The following is an 18,061-nucleotide window of genomic DNA, read 5'->3' as shown; positions in this document are numbered from 1 at the left end:
TAAGCTCCGAGCGTGGAGGTAGGTTCGCAGGCTGCTCATGACGCCTGGCAGGGCGTGAGTGACGCATTCAACAGTGAGTGCCCCGCGCGTGAAGTGCTCGAGCACATCACCAGCCGGTGGGGCACGCTGATCTTGGCCGCGTTGGGCGGCGGGCCACGGCGGTTCTCCGAACTGCACGCGAGGATCGGCGGAATCAGCGAGAAGATGCTGTCGCAGACACTGCGCACCCTGGTGCGTGACGGTCTGGTCGAGCGGACGGTCGAGCCTGCCACCCCACCTCGGGTCAGCTACGCACTCACCCCACTCGGCCAGGGCCTGACCGAATCGCTGCAACAGTTCCTGGACTGGATCCGGCAGCACACCGTCGAAGTCGTCACCGCCCAGCGCCACTTCGACCGCCAGCCCCGATGACCTCATCCCACGGCCGTGCCTGCCCTGCGCGGCGGCCTGCTCGTAGAGTTCGGTGAGCACGGTTTAAGGTGGGGCTTCACTCGTGAATTCGGTGCTGCCGGTCTCGGTGACGAGTGTCGAAGAAATCCCGGACAGAGGAGTGGCTTTGGTGGAAGCGGCGTTCGATGTGGCTGGGCTGGTGGGGTATCGCTATCGAGCGGACGACTACTACGAGGTGGGGCGGGAGAAGATCCGCGAGTACGCGCGAGCGGTACAGGACTTCCACCCGGCGCACTGGAGCGAGGCTGCTGCCGGTGAGCTCGGATACGCCGGTCTGATCGCGCCGACCACGTTCATCTCCACCGTCGCGATGCTGGCCAACCGCAGGCTGCTCGGGACCGTCATGACCGGCTACGACGTGGTCGTGCAGACCGATCAGGTTTTCGAGATGTACGCCCCCGTGCACACCGGCGACCGGTTGGTCAGCGATGTGGAGCTGTCTGCGGTGCGTCGTGTCGCGGGCAAGGATCTGCTCACCATCACCAACACTTTCCTGGACCGGTCCGGTGACGTCGTGCAGATCATGCACACCACAGTCCTCGGTCTCACCAGCGAGGACGTCGAAGCCGACCTGAGCGAACGGATCGAGCGCGTCATCATGAGCGGGCTCGACACGACTCCCCGAACCGCAGCCGTGGCCGCCGATGCGGACGGGTTGCTGGTGACGGATCCGGATTCCGAGACCGCCGCACGTCTTTCGCCGGTCTCGCGCACCCGTGCGCCGCGTACCGCGCTGCGATTCGAGGACGTCGCGGTCGGTGACGAGCTTCCCGCTCGCTCGGTGAAGCTGACCCGCGGAGATCTGGTGAACTATGCCGGGGTCTCCGGCGACGCGAACCCCATCCATTGGCACGACGGAGTCGCCGCACTGGCGGGTCTCCCGGATGTGATCGCTCACGGGATGCTCACCATGGGATTGGGCGCCGGATTCGTCACCGGATGGCTCGGCGATCCGGCCGCGCTCATCAGATACGGTGTCCGGCTGTCCAATTACGCGGCGATCGAAGCCACCTCCGCAGGAAGCGTGGAGTTCACCGGTCGCGTCAAGTCGGTCGATCCCGACACCAGGACCGCTGTTGTCGTCATCGTCGCGAAATCGGCTGGCCGCAAGGTTTTCGGCCTCACCACTGCGAACGTGCGTCTGGCATAGTCGGCGCCGCAATACCTTCGGGTTGTTGCGGCCCCGGGGCTTGCGCGGCTTGGCCGTCTACGAGCCCCGGGGCGAACAGATGCACCGTCCGGGCTGCGCGTCACGGGCTCGTGGTCGGAGCGATCCACCGCATCGACGAAGATCTGCCGACCCGACAATTTCTCCCGCGCACGGTTGCCTTCTCGCGGGGTGCTGTTCCGCGGCCGCAGCCGCGACTGATGACCACGCGGCACGGTGCCGGCAAGGTTACGCGGGTGCGCTCCCGGGCCGCACGACGATGGCTGCGCGCCGGTACCAGCGATCCACCGTGTTGCCCTCATTGCCCGTGAACCCCTCGGATTCGACGGCGAACGGCTGCAGGTCCACTTCCGTTGTGTCGATGCATATCTCGGCGGGAGAGACCTTTCGGGTTACTGGTCCCGTGATTTCTCCCGCTCGGTCGATCCACCATGTCAACGTGAGCTGTGAGCTGGGTTTGTTCAGTTCCTCGGGTGTCATCCGGTCGGGATGGTCGATGGGCAGGGAGCCTTCGGCACGTTCCTCTTCCAGTGGCCCGTCCTCGGTGAACTCGTTGGGCTCCCACTCGTCCTGGACGAGTTCCCAGTTGCCGTCGATGCGTTCCCAGCGGCGCCGTCGGCCACACATCCAGAACTCGTCCGCGAGGTCTTCGCTGCTGTGGTTGTCCTGCACCTCCGCCAGGGCCAAGGCCGTGTCGCAGCCCGCGCTGTCGGCTGCGGCGAGGAGAACCTCGGCGCGGGCCGCGTCGGCGCCCTTGAGCTGATCCCACCCGAATCCGCGCTGGGAATACTGGTGATCCAGGAGGTAGACGAGCTGGTCCGGTCGGTGCAGGGGCGCAGGATCGGTGCTTGCGCGCCAGGTCGTATCCGGTACCGGTGTGGCGAAGTGCTCGCGCAGCTGTTCGGCCAGCGCCGCGACGGCCGGGTCCGCCGCGCCGGTATCGGCGATCGAGACGGCGCGTGGGCCGGCAATCAGGTTGTAGGTCAGCGAGATTCGACTGCCTCGGGTCACCGGCAGTACCTCGTGCTCACAGTCGGTGTAGAAGGCGACGAGGCCGAGTTCGTCGGGCGAGCCGTGGTCGATCACCTGCTCACCGTGATGTTCGACCACCAGCTCGCCGCCCGTGAAAGTCGACGGCAGCGTCACCACCAGAGTCGCGATCATGCCGTCGGACTTCTCCGAATCCCGGTGCCGCCGGAAGAATTGACCCGGTCCGTAGACCAGCATCGAATGCAACTCGGCCGAAAGCTCGCAATCGGGCGGCAGACCCAGATCGAACCGCAGCGCATCCAGAATCGGCGCCAACCCGCGGCGCCAGCGGTCCTGGTCCATGGTGACGAGTTCGCGGGGAATCTCCCCGGTATCGCGCACACTCGGATCCAGCAGCGTCTGCTCGCCCAGTCCGTAACGGGCCGGGCGGGCGATCTTGCGCAACTTCAGCGCCTGCACCGGCGTGACCGGAAACCCGAGCGCACCAATCCCTTCCACCTCGATCGCCAGATCCCCGGCCGAGGCGGTACGGCAGGCGACGAAGGACCCCGGCGGCCGCACCGACCTCAGGAACTCCCCGATGGCCCGTAAAGTTTTGTCCGTCATCCCCGTCTCCCAAGTTTGCCGCGCGGCAATCCCCAGCATCCTGTCAGAGGTTGCGGCACGCCGTGAACGTCACCCGCGCGCCAATGTTCAACCGCGAGCAGGCCAATACTTTCACCGGCGGCAATCGTATTCACGCGATGGCCGAGCTGATCGGACTGCTCAGGTCTCGCAGCGCGTCATCGTGCGGGCGCGTGCCGCAGAGCGGCCGGGGACAGCGACCATGGTTGCCGCGCTGAGGCTTTCGAGCGTGCAACAGCACGTTGGGCATCGTGATGTTCGGCCATCCGCTGAGCGCGTTCGTCGTGCCACGCGTACGGCAGCACCTGGGTTCCACGCCCCACGGCCACCGATACCGACGTGGTGAAGGACAGCACGTCGACCACTACGACGACCGCGCTGCCGGGTGCCAGGGCCTCTGCGCCTGCGGGCCCCCAGTCCATCCGCACACCCCAGGACCCCTGTCCCGCCCAGTCCACTTTCATCGAATCCCCCTGTCCTCGTGCCGGATTCAGTGTACGTAGGGCGTCATGGACGCAGCTGATCGGATCGTTCGGCCCGGTCGCAGCGCCCGAGCGTTCATCGGCCGAACGCGCGCCGCTGCGCAGTCCTGTCTGCGCCATCACGTCCGGTATATGCCGATTGAAGGATCTGGCAGCATGTCAACATGAGTTGCGCCGCAACCGAACCCGCTCTCGTTCCCGAGCTTCTGGTCACCGACACATCCAGGAGCATCGCGTTCTGGTGCGGGCTCTGCGAGTTCGAGATCAACTATCAGCGCGTGGAAGAGGGCTTCGCATACCTCTCCCGTGGCACCGCACACATCATGCTCGAACAACGCGGCTTCGGCCGGAACTGGATCACCGCACCACTCGACCGGCCATTCGTGCGCGGAATCAACTTCCAGATCACGGTGCCCGATCTTGCACCGATCCTCTTCTCACTACGCCGAGCGAACTACCCACTCTTCATGTCACCGGAAACGAAGTGGTACCGCATCGGTGACGACGAACAAGTGCGAGTCCAACAGTTCCTGGTCGCCGATCCCGACGGATACCTCATCCGGTTCCAGGTACAGGAGCAGCCAGGCGCAGGGAAGCGGGTGCCGCAAGCGGTCAGCTGACGCCAACTACTCCCGGGCAACCGTGACGGCGAGCCCGACAGGACGGCGGGCAGCGTATGAGCCGGGGGCGAACTGTGTGTCGCGCGGGGCGGTCAGGCACACTCGGGACGTTCGGCCGGCTGTGGGACCTTTGCCGTCGGACATCGGGCTGATGACGATCATCGACGAGGATGCGGCCGGATCGGCGGGCGATGGCTGTTCGAGGCAACGGCGCTGTGCGGCAGTGAGATTCGGGCTGTGGCTGTGATGGCCGGATCGGGCACCGGGCGCTCAGGGGCCGGAAGGGCGGGTGCCGGCCGCGGGCAGACACTGGTTGATCAGGAGGCGGGCGGCTTTGGAAACGCGGGTGGTGTCGCCGGTGACCAGGCGGTCCTGCAGGAGGCCGCGGATGCCCGAGACGAGCACGGTGGCGGTGGATGTCGGGTCCGGCATGTGTGGGTCGAGGGTGTGCAGGACTTCGGTGAGGGCGTCGACCAGGATGTGCACCGCGTCGTTGGCGTAGTCGCTGAAGGGGCTGGCCGGGACCGTGGACACGCCCAGGACCTGCATCAGCACGCCGGTGCTGGTGACCCAGTCGCTGGTCGTGTTCACGCAGAACGATTCGATCATTCGGCGCCGGAGCATATCGATGTCGGTGACTCCGGCGAACAGGCCCGCGATATCGGGTCGCTGGGTTTCCAGGGCCGCGATGAGCATCTGCTCCTTGCTGCCGAAGTAGTGGATCAGCATGCGTGAGCTGGTGCCCAGGTAGTCCGCCAAGGGGCGCAGGGACAGTTCGATGAGTCCGTGATCACCGATGTAGGCGATGACTCCGGCGAGCAGAGCGGCCCGGCGGGCCTGGTCGAGAGGGCGTGGCACCGGTTGACTGTAGCGCTTGGTACAGGTATCCATGACGCCATGGGTGTAACAACTGCTTCACATTCGCGACGCGATGTGGTCGTCACCGGCATGACCACCACGACCAGCCTGGCCCCGGATCTGGCCGGCACGTGGACTGGCCTGCTGGCCGGCGAGAGCGGAATCGGCCCGCTCACAGACGAATTCGTCACCAAATACGATCTGCCGGTCCGCATCGGCGGCAAGCTGAAGCAGGGACCGGGTGAGCACCTGACCCGCATCGAACTACGCCGGCACTCCTATGTGCAGCAGTTGGCGCTGGTGCTGGGCCGCCAGGTGTGGCAGGAGGCCGGTGAACCCGATGTGGACGGTGAGCGCCTGGCCGTCGCGATCGGCACGGGCCTGGGCGGCGGCGACACCATCCACACCGCCATCCACCAGATGGAGGCCGGGGGTTATCGCAAGATCCATCCGCTGACCGTGCCGATGGTGATGCCCAACGGTTCCGCGGCGCGCGTGGGCCTGGAATTCGGCGCGAAGGCGGGCGTGTACGCACCGACCTCGGCGTGCTCCTCGGGCGCGGAAGCGATCGCGCACGCGTGGCGGCTGATCGCCACCGGTGAGGCCGATGTGGCGATCGCGGGCGGCGTGGAGGGATACATCGAGGCGATCCCGATCGCGAGCTTCGCGATGATGCGCGCGATGAGCACCCGCAACGACGAACCCACCCGCGCCTCGCGCCCGTTCGACCGCGACCGCGACGGTTTCGTGTTCGGTGAGGCCGGTGCGCTGGTGATCCTGGAATCGGAGGAGTTCGCTCGCGCGCGTGGCGCGCAGATCCACGGCCGGGTGATGGGCGCGGGGATCACCTCGGACGGCTATCACATCACCGGCACCCAGCCCGAGGGCGAGGGTTCGGCGCGCGCGATGCGTAAGGCGATCGAATTCTCCGGGCTGACTCCGGCCGATATCGAGCACATCAACGCGCACGCGACCTCCACCCCGGTCGGGGATGCCTCGGAGGCCAATGCGATCACCGCGGTCTCGCCCGAGGTGAGTGTGTACGCGCCCAAGGGCGCGCTGGGGCATTCGATCGGCGCGGTCGGCGCGCTCGAGGCGATTCTGACGGTGTGCAGTGTGCGCGATGGAATCGTCCCGCCCACACTGAATTTCGAGAATCCCGACGAGGGTGTGGAACTGGACATCGTGCACGGCAAGGCCCGGGAGCAGAACATCTCGTATGCGCTGAGCAACTCGTTCGGTTTCGGCGGGCACAACGTGTCCCTGGCGGTCGGGCGCGCCTGAGCGGTGCGGGTGCGCCGGTCGCGCACCCGCACCCACTGTCTAGAACTTGTTTCAGTATTGTTCCGGCATGGCCTTCGTGATCGATGACACCGTGCAGATCGATGCTCCCGCCGAGGTGGTGTGGCGGGTGCTGACCGATTTCCCGCGCTACCGGGAGTGGAATCCGTTCTGTGTCTCGGCCGAGTCGACCCTCGAGCCCGGCGCGCCGATCACCATGCGGGTGCGGCTGCTGGGCTCGGGGGAACGCACGCAGCGGGAATACATTCGCTCGGTCACCCCGCAGACCGGATTCACCTACTGCATGAAGCCCATTCCGCTGGGCGCGCTGCACAGCGAACGCTCGCACACCCTGACTCCGCTGGGTGCGGACCGCTGCCGCTACGACTCGCATTTCGAACTCGGCGGCTGGCTGCTGCCGGTGGTGACCGGTCTGATGGGCGGGGCGCTGCGGCGCGGATTCGGCGCGATGACCGCCGCGGTGGCCGAGCGCGCCGTCCAGCTCGCCTGAACGTGCGTTCCCTGGCGTGATCGGGTCGAATCGGCTGTGGCGCAGGGGCTTTTCTCGACCGGATCGTGCGGGCCCGGGAATTCGAGTCTGTACGGCGCCCGCGGCGGTGCAGAATACTCTGCGCTGCTCGGGGTAATGACATTCGTGCACGAAGAACCGACGGAAGGTCACCGATAGTGCTCCGATCCACCGGCGTTGCCGTCCTTGTCAGTGTCGTCTCCGCGGGCCTGCTGGCCGGTTGCGGCAGCAGTGACAGCACGAAGGCCGATCAAGCGGCCACCCCGCCCACCTCCGCTGCGGCGCAGGCGAATTCGCCGGATCCGCAGGTCGCGACCGCGGGCGCCCCGCTGATCAAGTGCGGGGTCGATCTGTCCTCGCCGACCGTTCGCGCCGCGATCGCCGAGCAGCCGGTCGAACCGGTCACCCATGCGCAATGGGATACGAATCCGGCCTCGATCGAGGGCAATTTCAATCCGTGCGCCACGTTGTCCACCGCGATCATCTCGATCAAAGGCGCGACGGGCAGCTCACCGAATCAGGCGCTGATGTTCCATTCCGGGCATTATCTGGGCACCGCGACGTCCAAGGCGTACGGGTTCACCTCGCTGGCCCCGGCCGCGACCACCGATGACACGGTGGCGTTGAGCTACAAGACTCCGGGCAGCTGCAACGCCTGCTCCGACGGGACCAACACCCAGGTCAAGTTCCATTGGGACGGAACGCATGTGGTGATGATCGGCAACCCGCCGCACTGATCCGGTTCTCGACCGTCCCGGGTGCGCGAGGTTCGAGGCGCTTCGCCTCGGCCGCACTGGTCTGGTCGCTGTCGCGTGCCGGGCCGGTGCCCGCATGTGCGAGGTGGCGGACTGCGAGTGCTGCGGGATTGCATGACCGGCCGCCGACTTGTGGCCGACGGGCGGGGTCGGGATCCGTGGTGGGTTTCCTGACTCACCGGCGCAGAGTGCGGTCGAACAGGGCCAGCAGTTCGCGGTAGTGCCGGGCGGCGGCGTCGGGGTCGTGGGCGGAGGTGTCGGCCTGGGTGAAGCCGTGTTGCGCTCCCTGGTAGACCTCGGTGCGGTGGCGGACGCCGGCGGCGGTGAGCGCCTTGTCGAACCGGTCGATGTGTTCGGGGGTCATGTGGTCGTCGTTCCCGGCGTGGGCGAAATACAGCTCCGCGGTGATATTTCCGACGCTCAGGTGTGGACTGTCCGGAGTGTCGGTGACGAGCGGTCCGCCGTGGAATCCGGCCACCGCCGCGACTCGGTCGGGGAACATGGCGGCGGCCAAGACCGCCAGCCGTGCACCCGTGCAGTAGCCGGCGAGGCCGACCTTGCCCGGGGTGACCTGCGGCGAGGTTGCCAGCCACCCGAGGTAGGCGTCGGCATCCGAACGCACGCGCTGCGGGGTCAGCTCGCGGATCATCGGGAACACCCGCTCGAAGATCTCCGGCCGCTGCGCTGGGTCGATGAAGTCCGGCAGTTCGATCACCGGCGCCCGGCCGTGCCGGTAGTAGGCGTTCGGCAGCAGGACGGTGTAGCCGTGGGCGGCGATGCGATCGGCCAGTGATCGCAGGCCGGGCCGCAGTCCGAAACCGTCCTGGATCACCAGTACGCCCGGATGGGCGGCGCCGTCGTCGGGGGAGGTGATGTATGCGTCGGCGACACCGTCGGGTGTCCGGAGGTCGACGGACTTACCGTGCGTTGCAGTCATCGTTGAATCCTTCTGTCGTAGTTGATGTTCGGTGATCAACACGACGAAGGCGGGGCCCGCGCGATACGGCAGGATCCTGGATCGACGAGCGGGCCGACACCGGCCCGCGCGGCGCTCAGAACAGCACCGGGTAACCCATCCGTGTGTGGCGCAACGCCGTCCCGGTAGTCATCGCCTCACACCGTAGCTCACCGGACAGGTTCGATGTCAACTCTGAACTCCGCACCGGCCGCGACACCTTCATCCCGCACAGCCGCTCATGAAACAATCAGCGCCGCAACAACGCTGAGCATTCACTCGAATCGGTCAACCCGCCCCCGTGCAGTCGGGCTCAGCGCGACTTTTCGCGCCACGGGACCCACATGCCTATCCGGCGGGATCGGGGCCGTAAACGACCGATTGCGCCGTCCCCGGCATCCGGGGGCGGCGCAATCGCGTTGTGCGGGTGTGGAACTCAGCCGTTGTTGAGCTTGTTCAGGCGCTCGCAGGATTCGAGGTATTCCTCGATGAGGCGCTGCATGAGGTCCGAGGTGCGCTCGACCTTGTTCATCAGGCCCACGACCTGGCCGACGGGGTTGAAGTTGACGTCCTTGGCGGCCTCGGGGTAGCGGTGCCCGCGCTTGACGCCGTCCAGCGCGACCATCATCTGCAGCGGCATGGGCAGCGGGTCCGGGTTCTCGGGGTTCTCCCACGCCTCGGTCCAGTCGTTGCGCAGCATGCGGGCGGGCTTGCCGGTCCACGAGCGCGAGCGCACGGTGTCGTGGCTGGTGGCATCGATGTAGGACTGCATCTGCGCGGGCGGCACATTGGCCTCCTCGACGGTGAGCCACAGCGAGCCGGTCCACGCTCCGGCCGCACCCATGGCCATCGCGGCGGCGATCTGGCGGCCGTTGCCGATACCACCGGCCGCGAGGGCGGGCAGGTCGCCGATCGCGTCGATGACCTGCGGCCACAGCACCAGCGAGGAGATCTCACCGCAGTGCCCGCCGCCCTCGGTGCCCTGCATGACCACGAAGTCCAGGCCCGCGCGCTTGTGGTTGAGCGCGTGCTTGACCGAACCGCACAGTGCGCCGATCAACCGGCCCGAATCCTGGACCTGCTTGACGATGTCCTCGGGCGGGGTGCCCAGCGCGTTGGCCACCAGCTTGGCCTTGGGGTGGCGCAGGATGACCTCGACCTGCGGGCCCGCGGTGGTGGCGGTCCAGCCCAGCAGCTGGTGGTGGTGCTCGCCTTCGGGCAGGTGCGGGACGTTGTGGTCGTTGAGGAGCTTCTCGGCGAAGTCGCGGTGGCCCTGGGGGACCATCTCGGCGAGTTTGGCTTCCAGCTCGTCGGGGCTCAGCCCGTCCGCGCCCTTGCCCTCGTATTTGGAGGGGATGACCAGGTCCACGCCGTAGACGCCCTGCACGTGCTCGTCGAGCCAGGCCAGTTCGACCTCGAGCTCCTCGGCGGTGAATCCGACCGCGCCGAGCACGCCGATCCCGCCGGCGTTGCTCACGGCGGCGGCGACGTCACGGCAGTGGGTGAAGGCGAAGATGGGAACGTCGATGCCCAGTCGTTCGCAGATCTCGGTACGCATGGCGTTGAAGTACTCCTCTGGTTTTCCGGCGCTGGAAAGTCTCGCCGCATAACACTAGAACACGTTTCATATTCAGGCTAGCGACTCGGAGTACACAAATCGAGAGGGGGGATCGGATTACGGGCGGTCAAATGCCTCTATAGACTATTTATCCGAGGATTTCAGGAAACAATCGTGCACTGAAATTCGCTCGCAACTCGTTCTAGTTTGGTCGACGGCGTGACGAACGCACCGATGGTGCGGAATCGAATGCGCGCAGGGTGGGATCAGTAGCTGAGGTTCGGTCGCGCGGGCAGCATGCCGCGCGCGACCAGATCGTCGAACAGCAGCTGATCGACCGGCGGGACACGATCGCGGTCCAGGTAGGTGAACCACGCGATCTCGGCGATCTCGCTGCTGGGCGCCAGGGCGCCGGTATGGTCGGCTGTGTAGCACGCCATGCGCACCGAACCCGGTGTGGGACCGTGTAATTCGGCCTCATAGGTGCCCACGTGGACGACAGTGTCCGGCAATAGTGCGACGGTGAGTTCCTCATCGATCTCGCGTAGCAGGGTCTGCGGATCGGTTTCCGCGCCTTCGCGTTTGCCGCCGGGAATGTAGAAGATGTCCTTGCCTCGCGGGCGCGCGCACAGGATCCGGCCGTCCTCGATCAGCACCCAGGCGACGGTGTCGATGAGCAGTGCGGTCGGCTCGGTGCGCATGCCGAGCACAGTACCGGCCGCCTTCGAGGCCGTGGTGGTAACGCGGGCGCGGTTCATCATCGCGGCCGTCGTAGTGATCGGGGTGAGCGCAAACCTGGCGGGGTCGGGTGTGTGCGGGTTCGATACGGTTGATCGAGGTTGTCGGGTTCGGGTCTGAGGGTGTTCGCGCGGATGGGTGAGAGTTCGATTTCGTGGGATCGGGGCGCGCTGGTCGTCATCGATCAGCGGGCGTTGCCCGGGGAATTGCGGTGGCTGCGGATCACCACGGTCGATCAGGTCATCGACGCGATCGCCACGCTGGCGGTGCGGGGAGCTCCGGCGATCGGGGTGGCGGGTGCGTTCGGGGTGGCTCTGGCCGCGTTCGCGCATGAAGGCGATGAGGCGGCGGTGCTGGCCGAGGCGCAGCGGATCGCGGCGGCTCGCCCGACTGCGGTGAATCTGTCCTGGGCTGTGCAGCGGGCGTTCGCGCAACTGCCGCATGGTGCGCGGGCGGTGCTGGCCGAGGCGCACGCGCTGTTGGAACAGGACGGGCGGGTCAATCGTGCCGCGGCCGAACATGCCGCGGATCTGGTGCAGCGGTTGTGCCCGGATCGCCCGTTGCGGGTGCTCACGCACTGCAATACCGGTCGGCTCGCCACGACCGCATTCGGTACCGCGCTGGGTGCGATCCGGACGCTGGCCGCGCGCGAAGCGATCGAGTCGGTGCTGGTGGACGAGACGCGTCCGCTGCTGCAAGGCGCGCGGCTCACCGCGTGGGAGCTGGCCGAGGCCGGTATCGCGCATAGGCTCACGATCGATTCCGCGGCGGCGTGGGCGATCGCGACCGGGCAGGTGGACTGCGTGCTGGTGGGCGCGGATCGCATCACTGCCGACGGTGCGGTGGCGAACAAGATCGGCACCTACGCCCTGGCTCTGGCGGCGGCGCGGCACGGGATCCCATTCGTGGTGGTCGCGCCGGAATCCACCCGGGATCCGGGAACCGCGACCGGCGCGCAGATCGTGGTGGAGGAACGCGCGGCCGCGGAGATCACCGAAATCGCCGGTGTCCCAACGGCTCCGGCGGGGACCGCGGTGTTCAATCCGGCGTTCGATGTGACTCCGCCGGATCTGGTCACCGCCGTGGTCACCGAGAACGGCGTGGTCCACATCAGCGGGAACGATGTGGGATACAGCAGTGAGCCGGACGCGGAAACCGTTGCGGGGGAAGGGATCGCGGCGATCGCGCGCGAGTTGTACGCGCAGGGCTGGATGCCGGGCACAGCGGGGAACATCTCGGTGCGCGTCGATGACTCCGCGGTGATCACCGGTAGCGGATTGTCCAAGGGGGAATTGGGCGTGGGCGATATGGTGCGGGTGCGGGTCGCTGATTCGGCGCATCTGGCCGGGGATCGTCGGGCCTCGGCCGAGACGGCCATTCACACCGCGATCTACCGTGCCACGGGCGCGTCGGCGGTGGTGCATGTGCATCCGCCGCATGCCACTGCCGTGTCGATCAGCGCGGGCCAGGATGCGTTGCGGTTCAGCGGCTATGAGCTGATCAAGGGGCTCGGGGCGACCGATTCGGTGCGAGTGCCGGTACTGGTCAATCATGCCGACGTCGCGCGGATCGGTGCGGAGATCGAACGTCGTCTGCTGGAGGATCCACAGCTCCCGCCGGTATTGTTCATCGCCGGGCACGGCATCACCGCGTGGGGTGCGAGCCTGGCCCAGGCTCGCGATCGCGCCGAATGTCTCGAGGCGATGTGTGAGCTGGTGACGTTGACCGGCCGCCGGGAGATCGGCGTGCCGTCGGTTGCGAGAGGGAGCTGAAAATGACTGTGCTGCAAGTGATGTCCGATACTGCCGCCGAGCAGGTCGTGTTGCGTACCACCGATCCGGAGGTGATCGGGGCGGAGCTGTCGCGGCGCGGCATCGCGTTCGACCGGTGGCCGCTGCCGGCCGATCAGCGCGCGGCCACCGAAGACATCCTGGCCGAATACGCCTCGCGCATAGCTGATCTCAATACCGAGGGCCGCTATCAGCACATCGATGTCGCGCGTATCCACCCCGACGACGATGACCCGCAGTGGCCGCAGACCGCCACCGCGGCGCGTGGGAGGTTCCTGGCCGAGCATCGGCACGCGGAGGACGAGGTGCGTTTCTTCGCCGCCGGACGTGGCTGTTTCTACCTGCATCTGGACGGTGAGGTGGTCGCGGTGGTGTGCGAGGCGGGGGATCTGGTGTCGGTTCCGGCGGGCACCAAGCACTGGTTCGATATGGGTGTGCGCCCGGATTTCCTGGCGATCCGGTTCTTCGAGGAGAAGGACGGCTGGGTCGGCGATTTCACCGGTGACCGGATCGGGGAGGGCTTCCCGACGCTGGATGAGCTGCTCGCGGCGTGAACGTCACGATCGTCCTGGACATCGAGGGCACCACGAGCCCCACGCGCGCGGTGCGCGAGGATCTGTACGGTTACACCCGTGATCGGTTGCCGCAGTGGCTGGCCCAGCATCGCGACGATGCGGCCGCGCCGGTGCTGGCGGGGGTGCGGGAGTTGTCCGGGCGCGCGGACGCGGGCACGGGTGAGGTCGCCGAGATCCTGTGCGGCTGGCTCGATTCGGATGTCAAGGCCGCGCCGTTGAAGACCGCGCAGGGGCTGATCTGCGGGGAGGGATTCCGCACCGGCGCCTTGCACGGGGAGTTCTTCCCCGACGCTCCGGCGGCGTTGCGGGCGTGGCATGGCGCGGGTGCGCGACTGTACGTGTATTCCTCGGGTTCGGTTCGCAATCAACGTGATTGGTTCACCTTCGCCCGCGGCGGGGATCTGTCGGGGTTGATCAGCGACTGGTTCGATCTGGCCAACGCGGGCCCCAAACGCGAACCCGCCTCGTATGCGGCGATCGCCTCGGCGATCGGGGTGCGCGGACCGCAGATCCTGTTCGTGTCCGATCATCCCGACGAACTCGACGCGGCCGTGGCGGCGGGCTGGCGCGCGGTGGGTGTCACGCGGGCCGGAGAGCCCAATTCCCCGCGCCCGCCGCATCATTGGGTCGGCTCGTTCGCCGAGATCGATATCGCGGACCGGTAGTCGCGCACAGCACTCGAGGGTCACCGGATCCCCGGTTGCCGCCGGTCAGCGCACGCCTGCGGAGGTGGCGCGCTGGATCAGATGCTGTACCAGGGTCATCAGCACGGTTTTGCTCGAGCCGCGATCGCGCGCGTCGCACAGCACGACGGGCACCTGCGCGTCGAGGTCCAGTGCGTCGCGGACCTCGTCGGGGGTGTAGACCGGGGCGTTGTCGAAACAGTTGACCGCGACCGCGAAGACGAGCCCGCGACGTTCGAAGTAGTCGATCGCGGCGAAGGAGTTCTCCAGCCTGCGGGTGTCGGCGATGACGATCGCGCCCAGCGCGCCGCGCGCGAGTTCGTCCCACAGGAACCAGAATCGGTCCTGTCCGGGCGTGCCGAACAGGTACAGCACCAGGTTGTGGTCGATGGTGATGCGGCCGAAGTCCAGCGCGACGGTCGTGGTGGTCTTGGCTTCCACGCCGGACAGATCGTCCACGCCGGTGGATATTTCGGTGATCAGTTCCTCGGTGCGCAGCGGGGTGACCTCGCTGAGGGAGGAGACCATGGTGGTCTTGCCGACGCCGAAACCACCGGCGACGAGGATTTTGACCGAGGCGGCCAGGGTTCGGGTATCGGTCACGGGTTCAGAGCTTTCGGATTCCGGCGAGGACCGCTCGCAGGATGGTCAGGTCGCCGGGACCGGCGTCGGTGTCGACCGGTGCCCGGAAGGTCAGATGTCCCTCGCCGATGAGGTCCCCGACCAGGATCTTGGTCACCGCCAGAGGCAGTTTGAGCAGTGCGGAGACCTCGGCCACCGATTGCGGTGCGCGGCACACCCGCACGATGGCCGCGTATTCGGGTTCGGTGCGCCGCAGCCGGGGTGCGGCCTCGGGGGTGACGACGAGGGTGAGCATATCCAGGTCGTGTCCGGCGCCGACGGTGCGACCCCGGGTGACCGCGTAGGGACGCACCAGTGGTCCGGCGTCGTCGTCGTACCACGAGTGGCCGTGGCGGGTCATGAGGATCGCTGCGGCGCGTGCATCGGGCCGCGGGTGCCGGTGGACAGGAAGCTGCCGAGACGTTGCACGGTCAGGTTCATCTCGTAGGCGACCATGCCGAGGTTGGCGTCGTCGGTGGCCTGCAGGGCGATGCACGCGTTGTCTCCGGCCGCGGTGACGAACAAGACCGCGCGGTCCAGTTCGATGACCGCCTGGCGTACTCCGCCGCCGTCGAAACGGCTTCCGGCGCTGCGTGCCAGACCGTAGAGGGTGGCGGACATGGCGGCGAAGTGTTCGGCGTCCTCCCGGCTCATCGTGGTGGACCGGCCCAGCACCAGTCCGTCGGTGGAATGCACCACCGCGTATCGCACACCGGCCAGGCGGTCCACGAGGTCGTCCAGCAGCCAGTTGAGATCCCCTGCGTTGGATATGGTCATCCTCGGCCTTCCTGACTCATGCGATTCGGCACAACATTACCGTTCTGTGACGAGGTTGCGGCCGGTCCACGGACAATGGCCGACACGGGCCGCACTCTTGACAGCAATTGTCGAATACGTCTGGGGCACTGCGGTGTTACAGCGATTCGTATACTCGGTCGGTGATGTCGATTGCGCAGGTCTGTGGTGTGGGTGGGGCGATGCTGCTGGGTGCGATGTCCCCGGGCCCGGATTTCCTGATCGTCACGCGTAACGCGATGCTCTCGGGTCGGCGCGCGGGCATGGCTTCGGCGGCCGGGGTGGCGCTGGGGGTGTTCGTGTGGGCGGTGCTGAGCGGGCTGGGGGTGGCCGGGTTGTTGGCGGCCTCGGCTGCGGCGTTCACCGTGGTCAAGCTCGCCGGTGCGGTGTACCTGTGTTATCTGGGGGTGCGGGCGTTGCTGGCCGCGCGGCGCGGGGCCTATGACACTGCCGCCGAGCAGGTTTCGGCGGATCCGGTGGGGGTGCGGGCGGGTTTCCGGCAGGGGCTGCTGAACAATCTGCTCAATCCGAAGGCGGCGGTGTTCTTCGTCGCGTTGCTGCCGCAGTTCCTGCCCGCGTCCCCGAGCCTGGCCGACACCGCGCAGGTCGCGGTGGCGGCCACGGTGGTGACCCTGGCGTGGTTCGTGGTGCTCGCGGTGGGGATCGCGACGTTGCGCCGGGTGTTCACCCGGCGCCGGGTGCGGCAGGTGATCGATGCGGCGATGGGCACGCTACTGGTCGGGCTGGGTGTGCGAATAGCGTTGCAGAGCAACTGAATCCGGCATTACCCCCGGAACCGGCGCGGATGCGCCCGGGTGAGGGGCGATCGGTGGGCGCGCGGCGCGGTAGATTGTGCGTATCGCGCGGTTACTCATAAGTAGGAGGCCTGTTCATGCCCGCACCGGATCCCGCCGAATTCGCCCGCCTGTCCGGATTCGCCGCGGTCGACTCCGCGGGGGTTCACGCGACGCGCACGATCACCGAGGTGTTCACCGGCCAGGTGCTCGGTGAGGTGCCCGTCGGCGCCGCCGACGACGTGACCGCCGCGGTCGAGCGCGCCCGCACCGCCCAGCAGCAGTGGGCCGCGCGCCCGCCCGCCGAACGCGCGCAAGTCCTGGACCGGTATCGCGCGCTGGTGGTGCAGCAGCGCGAACAGTTGATGGATGTGATCCAGGCCGAATCCGGCAAGGCCCGCTGGGCCGCGCAGGAGGAGATCATGGGCCTGATGTTCGCGGCCCGCTATTTCTCCCGCGTCGCGCCGAAACTGCTTGCCCCGCAGCGGGTGCGGGGTGCGTTCCCGCTGCTGAACCGCGCCGGGGTGCATGCCCGGCCCAAGGGTGTGGTCGGGGTGATCGCGCCGTGGAACTATCCGATGCTGCTGTCGATCGGTGATGCGCTGCCCGCGCTGGCGGCCGGGAACGCGGTGATCGTCAAACCCGACAGCCAGACCCCGTATTCGGCGCTGGCGAATGTGGAGTTGCTCCTGCGTGCGGGGCTGCCGCGCGATGTGCTGCAGGTGATCCCGGGTCCGGGCGCGGTGGTGGGCACCCAGATCGTGCAGTCGTGTGACTATCTGATGTTCACCGGTTCCTCGGAGACCGGCCGCACCCTCGCGCGCCAGTGCGGGGACCGGCTGATCGGCTTCTCCGCCGAACTGGGCGGGAAGAATCCGATGATCGTGGCGCGCGGGGCGGATCTGGCCAAGGCCGCTCGCGCGGCGGTGCGCGCGTGCTTCTCCAACGCCGGGCAGCTGTGCATCTCGATCGAACGCCTCTATGTGGACTCGACGGTGGCCGCGGAGTTCACCGACCTGTTCGTCGCGGCGGTGCGCGCGGCGAACCTGGGTGCGGCATACGACTTCTCGACCGATATCGGCAGCCTGATCTCGGCCGCGCAACTCGAGACGGTCACCAAACATGTCGCCGACGCGGTGTCCAAGGGCGCGACGGTGCTGGCCGGCGGTAACGCGCGCCCGGATCTGGGGCCGCTGTTCTTCGAACCCACGGTGCTGTCCGGGGTGAGCGATGAGATGGAATGCGCCCGCAACGAGACCTTCGGCCCGCTGGTGTCGATCTATCCGGTCTCGGGGGTGGAGGAGGCCATCACCCGCGCCAACGACACCGAGTACGGCCTCAATGCCAGTGTGTGGGCCGCGAGCACCGCGGACGGACAGCGCATCGCCGAGCGCCTGCACGCGGGCACGGTCTGCATCGATGAGGGGTACGCCCCGGCGTGGGGCACCACCGCCGCGCCGATGGGCGGGATGGGCATTTCCGGCGTGGGCCGCCGCCACGGTCCCGACGGGCTGCTGAAATTCACCGAACCGCAGAGTGTGGTGGCCACGCGCTGGATGAATCTGGATCCGCCGTTCGGGCTGCCGCAGAGCACCTGGCAGCCCGCGCTGATGGCGATCGCCCGCAGCATCCGGTTCCTGCCCGGACGCTGAACCACGCCACATCGGGCCTGATCGCGTCGAATCTGCGCATGAGACGGGCCTTCGCGGACCGCGCTTCGCTCACAGCACCCGTCCGGCCCCGGGAGGGTGAATCCGGGGCCGGACGAGTCGGACGTGGCTGCCGCACCCTCACC

The 18,061-nt window shown here is 67.5% G+C and carries 20 protein-coding genes; 11 read left to right on the top strand and 9 right to left on the bottom strand.

The genetic code is table 11. The annotated features are described in order from the left end of the window. Positions 1-12: 12 nt before the first annotated feature. The gene (locus ON40_RS13000) at positions 13-411 is read left to right on the top strand and encodes a winged helix-turn-helix transcriptional regulator (protein WP_040822132.1); all 399 of its coding nucleotides are present in this window, start codon (positions 13-15) and stop codon (positions 409-411) included. Positions 412-556: 145 nt separating this feature from the next. Then, positions 557-1,600 (top strand): fused (3R)-hydroxyacyl-ACP dehydratase subunits HadA/HadB, encoded by a 1,044-nt coding sequence (locus ON40_RS12995; protein WP_040822519.1) that lies wholly within the window; start codon positions 557-559, stop codon positions 1,598-1,600. 246 nt (positions 1,601-1,846) lie between these two features. Here the strand turns inward: ON40_RS12995 and ON40_RS12990 are convergent, their stop codons facing one another. After that, positions 1,847-3,214, bottom strand: coding sequence for a 2OG-Fe(II) oxygenase (locus tag ON40_RS12990; RefSeq protein ID WP_157186284.1), 1,368 nt, complete (start codon positions 3,212-3,214; stop codon positions 1,847-1,849). 176 nt (positions 3,215-3,390) lie between these two features. Next, entirely contained in the window at positions 3,391-3,696 is a 306-nt protein-coding gene (locus ON40_RS12985; protein WP_157186283.1) for a hypothetical protein, read from the bottom strand. Between the two features lie 182 nt (positions 3,697-3,878). On the opposite strand from ON40_RS12985, the gene ON40_RS12980 reads away from it, so the two are divergent. After that, on the top strand, positions 3,879-4,334 hold the full coding sequence (locus ON40_RS12980) for a bleomycin resistance protein (protein ID WP_040822131.1): 456 nt from the start codon (positions 3,879-3,881) through the stop codon (positions 4,332-4,334). A 270-nt stretch (positions 4,335-4,604) separates the two neighbouring features. On the opposite strand, the gene ON40_RS12975 is transcribed toward ON40_RS12980, so the two are convergent. Continuing rightward, positions 4,605-5,192: a TetR family transcriptional regulator gene (locus ON40_RS12975; protein ID WP_040822512.1), complete on the bottom strand. Its 588-nt coding sequence runs from the start codon at positions 5,190-5,192 to the stop codon at positions 4,605-4,607. Positions 5,193-5,231: 39 nt separating this feature from the next. On the opposite strand from ON40_RS12975, the gene ON40_RS12970 reads away from it, so the two are divergent. The 3 genes from ON40_RS12970 (at position 5,232) to ON40_RS12960 (ending at position 7,739) form a co-directional block, all read left to right on the top strand. Then, on the top strand, positions 5,232-6,476 hold the full coding sequence (locus ON40_RS12970) for a KasA/KasB family beta-ketoacyl-ACP synthase (protein ID WP_040822129.1): 1,245 nt from the start codon (positions 5,232-5,234) through the stop codon (positions 6,474-6,476). Positions 6,477-6,543: 67 nt separating this feature from the next. Next, positions 6,544-6,984 (top strand): SRPBCC domain-containing protein, encoded by a 441-nt coding sequence (locus tag ON40_RS12965; protein WP_040822127.1) that lies wholly within the window; start codon positions 6,544-6,546, stop codon positions 6,982-6,984. Between the two features lie 176 nt (positions 6,985-7,160). Further along, positions 7,161-7,739, top strand: a complete 579-nt coding sequence (locus ON40_RS12960) for an LppP/LprE family lipoprotein (RefSeq protein ID WP_040822125.1) — start codon at positions 7,161-7,163, stop codon at positions 7,737-7,739. A gap of 193 nt (positions 7,740-7,932) precedes the next feature. Here ON40_RS12960 and ON40_RS12955 read toward each other — a convergent pair whose 3' ends face one another. The 3 genes from ON40_RS12955 to ON40_RS12945 all read right to left on the bottom strand — a co-directional run bounded on the left by ON40_RS12955 (position 7,933) and on the right by ON40_RS12945 (position 10,971). Continuing rightward, the gene (locus ON40_RS12955) at positions 7,933-8,694 is read right to left on the bottom strand and encodes a dienelactone hydrolase family protein (protein ID WP_040822510.1); all 762 of its coding nucleotides are present in this window, start codon (positions 8,692-8,694) and stop codon (positions 7,933-7,935) included. 454 nt (positions 8,695-9,148) lie between these two features. Further along, positions 9,149-10,270, bottom strand: a complete 1,122-nt coding sequence (locus ON40_RS12950) for a nitronate monooxygenase (RefSeq protein ID WP_040822123.1) — start codon at positions 10,268-10,270, stop codon at positions 9,149-9,151. A 266-nt stretch (positions 10,271-10,536) separates the two neighbouring features. Continuing rightward, positions 10,537-10,971: an NUDIX hydrolase gene (locus tag ON40_RS12945; RefSeq protein WP_040822508.1), complete on the bottom strand. Its 435-nt coding sequence runs from the start codon at positions 10,969-10,971 to the stop codon at positions 10,537-10,539. Positions 10,972-11,142: 171 nt separating this feature from the next. On the opposite strand from ON40_RS12945, the gene ON40_RS12940 reads away from it, so the two are divergent. The 3 genes from ON40_RS12940 to mtnC are packed head-to-tail and all read left to right on the top strand — an operon-like array spanning position 11,143 to position 14,038. Next, the gene (locus tag ON40_RS12940; protein ID WP_040822506.1) at positions 11,143-12,780 is read left to right on the top strand and encodes a bifunctional S-methyl-5-thioribose-1-phosphate isomerase/methylthioribulose 1-phosphate dehydratase; all 1,638 of its coding nucleotides are present in this window, start codon (positions 11,143-11,145) and stop codon (positions 12,778-12,780) included. Positions 12,781-12,782: 2 nt separating this feature from the next. After that, a complete protein-coding gene (locus ON40_RS12935) occupies positions 12,783-13,352 on the top strand; it encodes a 1,2-dihydroxy-3-keto-5-methylthiopentene dioxygenase (RefSeq protein ID WP_040822120.1) in 570 nt (189 codons plus the stop codon). Continuing rightward, positions 13,349-14,038, top strand: a complete 690-nt coding sequence (gene mtnC / locus ON40_RS12930; protein ID WP_040822119.1) for an acireductone synthase — start codon at positions 13,349-13,351, stop codon at positions 14,036-14,038. The genes ON40_RS12935 and mtnC overlap by 4 nt, the downstream gene beginning before the upstream one ends. A gap of 45 nt (positions 14,039-14,083) precedes the next feature. On the opposite strand, the gene ON40_RS12925 is transcribed toward mtnC, so the two are convergent. From ON40_RS12925 to ON40_RS12915, 3 genes are read right to left on the bottom strand one after another with little or no spacing between them, the layout of a single operon-like run. Next, positions 14,084-14,659, bottom strand: a complete 576-nt coding sequence (locus ON40_RS12925) for a GTP-binding protein (RefSeq protein ID WP_040822117.1) — start codon at positions 14,657-14,659, stop codon at positions 14,084-14,086. 4 nt (positions 14,660-14,663) lie between these two features. Next, positions 14,664-15,038, bottom strand: coding sequence for a DUF742 domain-containing protein (locus tag ON40_RS12920; RefSeq protein WP_040822115.1), 375 nt, complete (start codon positions 15,036-15,038; stop codon positions 14,664-14,666). After that, the gene (locus tag ON40_RS12915; RefSeq protein WP_040822114.1) at positions 15,035-15,454 is read right to left on the bottom strand and encodes a roadblock/LC7 domain-containing protein; all 420 of its coding nucleotides are present in this window, start codon (positions 15,452-15,454) and stop codon (positions 15,035-15,037) included. The genes ON40_RS12920 and ON40_RS12915 overlap by 4 nt, the downstream gene beginning before the upstream one ends. Positions 15,455-15,618: 164 nt before the next feature. Here ON40_RS12915 and ON40_RS12910 point away from each other — a divergent pair, with 164 nt between their 5' ends. Both ON40_RS12910 and ON40_RS12905 read left to right on the top strand, forming a co-directional pair. Then, positions 15,619-16,248: a LysE family translocator gene (locus ON40_RS12910; protein WP_051193045.1), complete on the top strand. Its 630-nt coding sequence runs from the start codon at positions 15,619-15,621 to the stop codon at positions 16,246-16,248. Positions 16,249-16,364: 116 nt separating this feature from the next. Continuing rightward, positions 16,365-17,918, top strand: a complete 1,554-nt coding sequence (locus ON40_RS12905; RefSeq protein WP_040822112.1) for a succinic semialdehyde dehydrogenase — start codon at positions 16,365-16,367, stop codon at positions 17,916-17,918. Positions 17,919-18,061: the final 143 nt, after the last annotated feature.

Origin of the sequence: Nocardia jiangxiensis NBRC 101359 (assembly GCF_000308615.1) — a bacterium.
GTDB lineage: Bacteria > Actinomycetota > Actinomycetes > Mycobacteriales > Mycobacteriaceae > Nocardia > Nocardia jiangxiensis.
The sequence above is the reverse complement of the archived record's forward strand: the minus strand, read 5'-3'. Positions and strand labels throughout refer to the sequence as shown.